The sequence below is a fragment of the Gilliamella sp. Lep-s35 genome, assembly GCF_009795845.1.
In the GTDB taxonomy this organism is placed as follows: Bacteria; Pseudomonadota; Gammaproteobacteria; order Enterobacterales; family Orbaceae; genus Gilliamella.
This window is the reverse complement of sequence record NZ_WTEX01000064.1, coordinates 1-1,178: the sequence shown is the minus strand read 5'-3', so window position 1 is coordinate 1,178 and position 1,178 is coordinate 1. Positions and strand designations below refer to the sequence as shown.

1 protein-coding gene is annotated in these 1,178 nt (G+C 42.0%); it reads left to right on the top strand.

Features of this window, described 5'->3' with window-relative positions:
* A partial coding sequence (tuf, locus tag GQ590_RS11985) for an elongation factor Tu (protein WP_160409288.1) occupies window positions 1-1,178 on the top strand: 1,178 nt, incomplete at its 3' end.

The window sequence follows — 1,178 nt, the reverse complement described above, 5'->3', positions numbered from 1 at the left end:
ATGTCTAAAGAAAAATTTGAACGTACAAAACCCCACGTTAACGTTGGTACAATCGGCCACGTTGACCATGGTAAAACAACTTTAACTGCTGCAATTACTTCTGTACTTGCTAAAAAATTTGGTGGTCAAGCTCGTGCATTCGATCAAATCGATAACGCGCCAGAAGAAAAAGCACGTGGTATCACCATCAACACTTCACACGTTGAATACGATACTCCTACTCGCCACTACGCGCACGTAGACTGCCCGGGCCATGCTGACTATGTTAAAAACATGATCACTGGTGCGGCACAAATGGACGGTGCTATCTTAGTAGTAGCAGCAACAGATGGTCCTATGCCACAAACTCGTGAACACATCCTTTTAGGTCGTCAAGTAGGTGTTCCTTACATCATCGTATTTTTAAACAAATGTGATATGGTTGATGACGAAGAGTTATTAGAATTAGTTGAAATGGAAGTACGTGAACTTCTATCTCAATACGATTTCCCAGGTGATGACACTCCAGTAATTCGTGGTTCAGCGCTGAAAGCATTAGAAGGCGAAGCAGCATGGGAAGACAAAATTGTTGAATTAGCAGAAGCACTAGACAGCTACATTCCGGAACCAGAGCGTGATATCGACAAACCATTCCTATTACCAATTGAAGACGTATTCTCAATTTCAGGTCGTGGTACAGTAGTAACTGGTCGTGTTGAACGTGGTATCATCAAAGTTGGTGAAGAAGTTGAAATCGTTGGTATCAAACCAACTACAAAAACAACTTGTACTGGTGTTGAAATGTTCCGTAAATTACTTGACGAAGGTCGTGCGGGTGAAAACGTTGGTGTATTACTTCGTGGTACAAAACGTGAAGAAATCGAACGTGGTCAAGTACTTGCAAAACCAGGTTCAATCACTCCACATACTGATTTCGAATCAGAAGTGTATATCTTAAGTAAAGATGAAGGTGGTCGTCACACTCCATTCTTCAAAGGTTACCGTCCACAGTTCTACTTCCGTACAACTGACGTAACTGGTACTATCGAATTACCAGAAGGCGTAGAAATGGTAATGCCTGGTGATAACATCAAAATGACAGTATCATTAATTCACCCAATCGCGATGGCAGAAGGTTTACGTTTTGCGATTCGTGAAGGTGGTCGTACTGTTGGTGCTGGTGTGGTTGCTAAAGTTAT